6 protein-coding genes are annotated in these 7,801 nt (G+C 65.2%); 4 read left to right on the forward strand and 2 right to left on the reverse strand.

Features of this window, described 5'->3' with window-relative positions; translation table 11 throughout:
* Window positions 1–80: 80 nt before the first annotated feature.
* The 4 genes from ACKUUH_RS16785 (at window position 81) to trmFO (ending at window position 6,681) form a co-directional block, all read left to right on the forward strand.
* Window positions 81–2,150 (forward strand): alkaline phosphatase D family protein, encoded by a 2,070-nt coding sequence (locus ACKUUH_RS16785; protein WP_407951036.1) that lies wholly within the window; start codon window positions 81–83, stop codon window positions 2,148–2,150.
* 57 nt (window positions 2,151–2,207) lie between these two features.
* The gene (locus ACKUUH_RS16790) at window positions 2,208–3,635 is read left to right on the forward strand and encodes an amidase (RefSeq protein ID WP_407951037.1); all 1,428 of its coding nucleotides are present in this window, start codon (window positions 2,208–2,210) and stop codon (window positions 3,633–3,635) included.
* Between the two features lie 23 nt (window positions 3,636–3,658).
* A complete protein-coding gene (locus ACKUUH_RS16795; protein WP_407951038.1) occupies window positions 3,659–5,086 on the forward strand; it encodes an amidase in 1,428 nt (475 codons plus the stop codon).
* A gap of 185 nt (window positions 5,087–5,271) precedes the next feature.
* The gene (gene trmFO / locus ACKUUH_RS16800; protein ID WP_407951039.1) at window positions 5,272–6,681 is read left to right on the forward strand and encodes a methylenetetrahydrofolate--tRNA-(uracil(54)-C(5))-methyltransferase (FADH(2)-oxidizing) TrmFO; all 1,410 of its coding nucleotides are present in this window, start codon (window positions 5,272–5,274) and stop codon (window positions 6,679–6,681) included.
* Here the strand turns inward: trmFO and ACKUUH_RS16805 are convergent, their stop codons facing one another.
* Together ACKUUH_RS16805 and ACKUUH_RS16810 are read right to left on the reverse strand one after the other, a co-directional pair.
* Window positions 6,682–7,512 (reverse strand): phytoene/squalene synthase family protein, encoded by an 831-nt coding sequence (locus ACKUUH_RS16805; protein ID WP_407951040.1) that lies wholly within the window; start codon window positions 7,510–7,512, stop codon window positions 6,682–6,684.
* 97 nt (window positions 7,513–7,609) lie between these two features.
* The coding region (locus ACKUUH_RS16810; RefSeq protein ID WP_407951041.1) for a urate hydroxylase PuuD at window positions 7,610–7,801 on the reverse strand (192 nt) is incomplete at its 5' end.

A 7,801-nucleotide genomic window follows, 5' to 3' on the forward strand; every position in this document is an offset into this window, starting at 1 on the left:
GGAAACGGGGGCCGATGCCGGGGGTATCGTTCAGTCGGCGCGACTTTCTGAAGCTGTTCGGCGCAACGGCGGGATGCTTCGTGGCGACGGCTGCCACGACGCCCTTCCTGCCGAAGCTCGGCGCCGCCCATGCCGCGCCCGGCACTTTCCACTTTCCTCAAGGCCTCGCCTCCGCCGACCCGCAGCCCGACGCCGTGATGCTCTGGACGCGCGTGGAAGCGTTCGACAACGGCGCGGCCCTCCCGAACGGTGACGTCGACCTCTATGTGCAGGTCGCCACCGACATGAATTTCGAGAAGGTGGTCGTCGAGCAGTCGGTGCGTGCGAGCAAGGCATCGGACCACACGGTCCGCATCTTCGTGCAGGGGCTGAAGCCCGACACGGTCTACTATTACAACTTCTATGCCGGTGGCGACCGCTCGCCCTACCCCGGCCGCACGCGAACCGCGCCGCTGCCCGGCGCGAAGCGCAAGGTGCGTTTCGCCAGCGTTTCCTGCCAGAGCTATGAAGCTGGCTATTACGGCGCCTTGCGCCGGCTCGTGAACGACGATATCGCCGCCGCGCCGGACGAGCAGATTGACTTCGTGCTGCATCTGGGCGACTTCATCTATGAGCGCACCGGCGATGTGCCGGAGGATCGCCCCGTCGCACGGCTCGTCGGGCCGCTGCCCGACGGCAGCGAACCCTGGGAGCCGGACGGCACGCGCGACTGGTGGCGCAAGGGCGGACAGGCGGCGGTGACGCTCGCCGACTATCGGCATCTCTACAAGACCTACCTCACCGATCCGGACCTGCAGGCGGCGCGGGCGCACTTTCCCTTCGTGTGCACCTGGGACGACCACGAATTCACGAACGACGCCTGGCAGAGCTATGGCAGTTATTTCGGCGATGGCGAGCCTGCGCAGAAGCGCAAGGTGGCGGCGAACCGCGCCTGGTTCGAATTCGTTCCCGCCGTGCTCTCGCAGGCACCTCGCTTCAATGGCGTCGTCTCGCCCGCGCATGATTTCCGCAATGCGCGCGTCGAGGATGCGCCGATGGAAGCGCATGACGGCGATTTCCGGTTCGAGGGCGAAAACGCGAAAGCCCTGTCGAGCCTGACCATCTATCGCACGCTTCGCTGGGGCGCGATGCTCGATCTCGTCGTAACGGACCTGCGCAGCTATCGCAGCCCGCCGGTGATGAACGAGGAAACGAGAGCGCTGATCGCGGGCGCGCCGGTGCCGCCGGTGCGGGTCGTGAAGGTGCTCGATGCGGGACGGACCGCAAATGACGGCAATCCACCCGCAACCATCGCCTATGGCGATCGCGAGATAGAGAACCCGCGCGCCGCCGCGCCGGCCGGAACGCATATGGGCGGTCCGCAAAAGGCATGGTTCAAGGACGTCATGAAGGCTTCGAAGGCCGAATGGCGCATCTGGACGAACAGCTGCCCGGCACTCCAGATGCGGCTCGACTTCTCGCAAATCCCCTTCGCGGGCCTCGAAGACGGTTATGTCGGCACCGATGCGTGGCAGGGCTATCCCGGCGAACTTTCGGAGCTGCTCTCGTTCCTCAGAGACGAAAAGATCGGCAATGTGATCTCGCTGTCGGGCGACTACCACGCCTTCGCGGCGGGGCGCCTGCCGGCGGACCCCGACGCAGAAACGCTCGCCTGCCCTGCCGTCGAGTTCCTGACCGCGGCGATCAGTTCCGGCTCGATGTATGAGGGCGTCGACCGGCGAACGCGCGGCAACGGCTTCTTCCGCCGCGCGGCGACCATCGAGGATGAAGATGGCCGTCAGCCGAACTGGAACAACACGCTCGTGAATGGGGTGCGTGCGGGCGTACTCGTGAATTATTCGAGTTCGGACTACCTGCTGAACCTCGTCCGCAACGACCGCGCGAGCCCCGGCCTCGATTACATCGACTCCGACGCGCATGGATACACGCTCGTCACGCTCGACGAGGGCCATGCGGAAGTCGTGCAGGTGAATGTCGGCGACGTGACGGCCGATGCCGGCCCGGAGGGTTCATCCGTGAAACGCAAGGCGCGCTTCACGGTGAAAGGCTGGGCGGGCGGCGAGGAGCCAGTGCTCGAAGGCCCCGATTTCGAGGGCACGCCGCCCTATCCCTGGAAATCCAGGGTAAAGGCCGACCCGCCGCCGGTTTGACGAGCGGGCCTCACCCGCTAAGCTTCTCGTCACCAGAACAGGGGCGAGGGTCAGAGGATGAGCTTTCCGGAATACGCGGCCAACGATGCGCTTGGCCTTGCCGAACTGGTGCGCAAGGGTGAGGTCAGCCCCAGTGAACTGGCGGAAGAAGCGATCGCCCGGATCGAGAAGCACAACCCCGCACTCAATGCCGTTATCCTGAAGCTCTACGATCTCGGCCGCCAGATGGCGAAGACCCCGGTGGAAGGCCCCTTCAAGGGCGTGCCTTTCCTGCTGAAGGACGCCTTCGGCGACATCGCCGGCTATCCGACGCGGCTCGGCTCCCGCTTCAAGTCCGACGAACCGGTGAAAGAGGATGCGGTGCTCGCCAAGCGCTTTCGGGCGGCGGGCCTGACCTTCCTCGGCAAGACGAACGTGCCGGAGTTCACGCTGCTGCCGACGACCGAGTCCGCCCTTTACGGTGCCGCACACAATCCATGGAACGTGAACCATTCGACGGGCGGTTCGTCGGGTGGATCGGCGGCCGCCGTCGCCTCCGGCATGGTGCCGATCGCGCACGCGAATGACAGCGGCGGCTCGATCCGTATTCCAGCATCGAGCTGCGGTCTTGTCGGCCTCAAGCCGACCCGCGCCCGAACATCTCTCGGCCCCGACTATGGCGACGTGCTGAGCGGGCTCTGCCACGAGCACGTGCTGACTCGCACCGTGCGCGACTGCGCCGCCATGCTCGACTGCATTCACGGAAACGAACCGGGCGATCCTTACGTGGCGCCAGCGGTCACGGGCAGCTTCCTCGACGAGACGAAGCGAAAGCCCGGCAAGCTGCGCATCGCTTTCAGCAGAACAAACCCGGCAGGCGCACCGCTGCACGCCGATTGCGTGAAGGGAGTGGAGGCGACCGCGAAAGTGCTCGCCGATCTCGGACATGAAGTGGTGGAGGCCGCGCCGCCCTTGAAGGCAGAAGAACCCGGCAACCTGTTCCTGCCCTTGTGGGCGGCATGGCTTGCTTCCGAAATCGAACTCGAAACGGCACGCCGAGGACGCGGACCGAAGGACGACGAACTCGAACCGCTGACGCGCGGGCTCTACGAGATCGGCAAGACGGTGAGCGCCGCGCAATATCTGATGCTGGTGAAGGAGGCGCAGGCCCTTACACGCCGCGTCGCAGGCTTCATGCAGACGCACGACGTATGGCTGACGCCGACGCTCGCGTCGCCGCCGATCCCGCTCGGCCTCATCAATATCAACGAACCAGACCCGATTGCGGCCTTCGCGCCTGCCGTCGACTATGTGCCCTTCACGCCGATCCAGAACCTGACGGGCCAGCCTGCCATGTCGCTGCCACTCGCCATGTCGTCGGACGGGTTGCCGGTCGGCATGATGTTTTCCGCGCGCTTCGGCAACGAGGCAACGCTGTTCCGCCTCGCGGCGCAGCTTGAGGAGGCGATGCCCTGGAGGGAGCGGCATCCGCAAATCTGGAACTGAAGAACAAACCGGGAGGAACGGTAATGAGCTTTGCAGAATATGCGGATCACGACGGCCTCGGCCTCGCCGAACTCGTGAAGAAAGGCGACGTGACGCCGGTCGAACTCGTGGATGCCGCCGTCGAACGCGCCGAGCGCCACAACGGAACGCTCAACGCCATCGTCTACAAGGCCTATGACGAGGCGCGCGAGGCCGCGAAAGGCAAACTCCCGGACGGTCCCTTCAAGGGCGTTCCCTTCCTCATCAAGGATCTCGGCACGGAAGTGAAAGGCTGGCCGCGCACGAGCGGTAGCAAGTTCGTCGCCAATGTCGTGGACGATCACGACAGCACACTGGTGAGCCGCTTCCGCGCGGCGGGTACCGTGCTCTTCGGCAAGACCAACACACCTGAATACGGCATCACCGGCACGACGGAATCGCGCCTGCTCGGCCCCTGCCGGAACCCCTGGGACCCGAACCGCATTTCGGGCGGTTCGTCCGGCGGCGCGGCCTCGGCGGTCGGCGCCGGCATCCTGCCGCTTGCGCATGCCTCGGACGGGCTCGGCTCGATCCGCATTCCCGCTGCCTGTTGCGGCCTTGTCGGCATGAAAGTGACGCGCGACCGCAATCCGCAGGGACCGGACGATTTCGACCGCGCCATCGGCTTCAGCGTCGATCATGTGGTGAGCCGCACCGTGCGCGACAGCGCGGCCATGCTGGACGCGACCGGCTACCCCGAACCCGCCTCCCCCTATGCGCCGCCCCCGAAGGAGCGGCCCTATATGGAGGAGATCACGAAAAGTCCGGGCAAGCTCAAGATCGCCTGGTCGAGCGAGACGCCGGGCGGCAAGCCGATCCATACGGAAATCCAGGCCGCCCTCGAAAAGACGGCGGATCTGCTGGGCAAGCTCGGCCATACCGTGATGCCGCGCGGTCTCGGCATCGACTATCGCGCGCTCTACCGCGCGCAAGGCGCCGTGTCCGGCTCGAACTTCGCGGCGGGTATGATGCGCCGGATCGAGGCGATGGGCCGCGAGCCCGAACAGGACGAACTGGAGCCGCTGACCTGGGCGGGCTTCAAGAATGGCAGCAGGCTCACCGGCGCGCAGGCCATGTGGGGCTGGCAGCAGCTTCGCCTGATGAACCGGCAGGTGCTGGCGACTTTCGAGGAGGTGGATGTCTATCTCTGCCCGGTGCTCGGCCAGTTGCAGCCCGAGATCGGCTTCCTTGGACCGGACCAGGAGGCGCGCGAACTGAACAAGCGGCAGGGGCAGGTCTTCCCCTTCACACCGCCCTTCAACTTCACCGGCCAGCCCTCGCTTTCCTTGCCGCTCTGGCAGTCGGAAAGCGGGCTTCCCATCGGCATGATGTTCACCGCGCGCTATGCCGACGAGGCGACGCTCTTCCGGCTGGCGGCGCAGCTCGAAAAGGAGCTGCCCTGGAAGGACCGGCGGCCGCAGGTGTGGAACTGAGAGGTGAATTGAAGAAAGGCCTTACCCCCCAATTCGTCACGGCCCGATTTATTCGGGCCGTCCACGTCTTTACGGCATATCGTGAAAAAAGACGTGGATGGCCCGGACGAGCCGGGCCATGACGGTTTAAGGAGGAATCAACGCCCCTCTTGGGCCTTCCTCGTTTCCACGCTACAAAGCGCCCCATGACGAAGGACATCGCACCCGTACACATCATCGGCGCCGGCATGGCAGGCTCCGAGGCCACATGGCAGCTCGCGCAGGCGGGCTGCCCCGTGGTCCTGCACGAGATGCGGCCCATCGTGAAGACGGACGCCCACCATACGGAGGGCTTTGCCGAACTCGTCTGCTCCAATTCCTTCCGTTCCGACGACCCGGAGCTCAACGCCGTCGGCCTGCTGCATGAGGAGATGCGCCGCGCAGGCTCGATCATGATGGAGGCGGCGGAAGTCGCGCGCGTGCCGGCGGGCGGTGCGCTCGCTGTCGACCGCGACATCTTCTCGGCTTATGTGACGGAGAAGCTCAGCGCGCATCCGCTGGTGACGGTGGAACGCGGCGAGATAACCGGACTTCCTCCCGCCGACTGGGACAAGGTGATCGTCGCCACGGGCCCGCTGACATCCGATGCGCTGGGCAAGGCGATCAGCGAAATCACCGGCGCGGACGAACTCGCCTTCTTCGACGCCATCGCGCCCATCGTCTATCGCGACAGCATCGACATGTCGGTTTGCTGGTTCCAGTCGCGCTACGACAAGGAGAGCGCCGGTGCGACGGGCCCGGCAGGCGCGGGCAAGGACTACATCAACTGCCCGATGACGCGCGAGCAATATGAAGGCTTCGTCGAGGCGCTGCTGAGCGGCGGCAAGACCGAGTTCAAGGAATGGGAAACCTCGACTCCCTATTTCGACGGCTGCCTGCCCATCGAGGTGATGGCGGAACGTGGGCCCGAGACGCTGCGCTTCGGGCCCATGAAGCCTGTGGGCCTCACCAATCCGCACAATCCGGACGTGAAGGCCTATGCGGTGGTGCAACTTCGCCAGGACAATGCGCTGGGCACGCTCTACAACATGGTCGGCTTCCAGACGAAGCTGAAGCACGGCGAACAGACGCGCATTTTCCGCACCATTCCCGGACTTGAGAACGCGGAATTCGCGCGGCTCGGCGGGCTCCACCGCAACACCTTCATCAACAGCCCGAACCTGCTCGACGGCATCATGCGGCTGAAGAACGATCCGCGATTGCGCTTCGCGGGTCAGATCACCGGCGTCGAAGGCTATGTGGAGAGCGGCGCGATGGGCCTGCTCGCGGGCCGCTTCGCCGCCGCCGAACGCCACGGCCACGCTGTCACGCCGCCGCCGCGCACGACGGCGCTCGGCGCGCTGCTCGCGCATATCACCGGCGATGCGAACGCCGCGACGTTCCAGCCGATGAACGTGAATTTCGGTCTCTTCCCCGAGCCCGAAGTCCCACGCGACGAAAACGGCAAACGGCCTCGCGGCAAGGCGAAGGCCCCTGCCCGCAAACGCGCCTACACTTCGCGTGCGCTGTGCGACCTTGAAGGCTGGCTCCAGCCGAAAGCGGAAGCCGCTGAATAGTCAAATCCGGTTCGTGATATTGCGCCCCATCAGCCGGAGCTGACGCCGGAAGGCGGGCACCTCCACCGGCGTCCTGAACGGGTCGAAGCCGGGCGCCGTCATGAGGTCCAGATAGCGGTCGCAAAGCGAGGCAGGCAGCAGTGCCGGGAGAAGCGCCACGTCGTATGATGCGGCACGCGCGGAAGCGAGATGCGAGCGGGCATGTCCCGCAACATCGGAAAGGGCTCCGCGCAATTCCTCATTCATCTTTCCGGCAAGCACATCATGCGGATCGACATTGCGCGCGAGCAGAATGTCGGCGGGCAGCATCAACCGTCCCTGCGAGGCATGAAGGGGAAGCGCGCGAAGAAGCCCCGTGAGCGCATAGGCGATGCCCGCATGACGTATCGCCTCGCCTGCCGCCTCCGCCTTTTCTGCATTGATCGCCTGCGCGACGAGCCGCATCACTGAGGAAGACGTCGCCTCGGCATAGGCTTCGAGGATGCTCATATCCTCGAACACATCGTCGGAGAGGTCGCGCTCGCGCTCATCGGCAAGCGCGGACAGGACCCCCGGCGGGAAGGCATCCACTTCGTGGAGCGCAACGGCTGCGGCGTGGCCTCGCGTCTCACCCCGCGGCAGTCCCTCCAACGTCTCCCGCCACCATTGCAGCCTGATGTGACCCATCATCGGCTCACTGACTGTCTCGGCCACACGGGCGATTTCGAGATTGAAGGCGTAGAGCGCGATGAGCGCGGGCCGCTTGAGTGGAGGCGCGAAAAGGAGCGTCAGAAAGCGGTCGTGATCATGCGCGCGCAACTCATCGAGGCACAGGCGCATGCTCTCGCTCAATCCGGTTGTCCGGCTTTTCGTTGCCATAAGCTGTTACCTAAAGCGAACGGGGCCACCTTCAAGGTGGCCCCGCTGCATCCATTCTTCCAGGTCGCGATCAGTAGATGTTCTGCGCCGAAACCATGGCGAAGAGCATCGGAATCGAGAGCATCGTATTGGTCCGCGAGAAGAGCATCGCGGTGCGGGCCGCTGCGGGCTTCTGCTCCGCCGGCGCATCGACCAGCCCAAGCGCGATCTTCTGGTTCGGCCAGATCACGAACCAGACGTTGAACCACATGATCGTGCCGAG

Origin of the sequence: Parvibaculum sp. (genome assembly GCF_045863935.1) — a bacterium.
In the GTDB taxonomy this organism is placed as follows: Bacteria; Pseudomonadota; Alphaproteobacteria; order Parvibaculales; family Parvibaculaceae; genus Parvibaculum.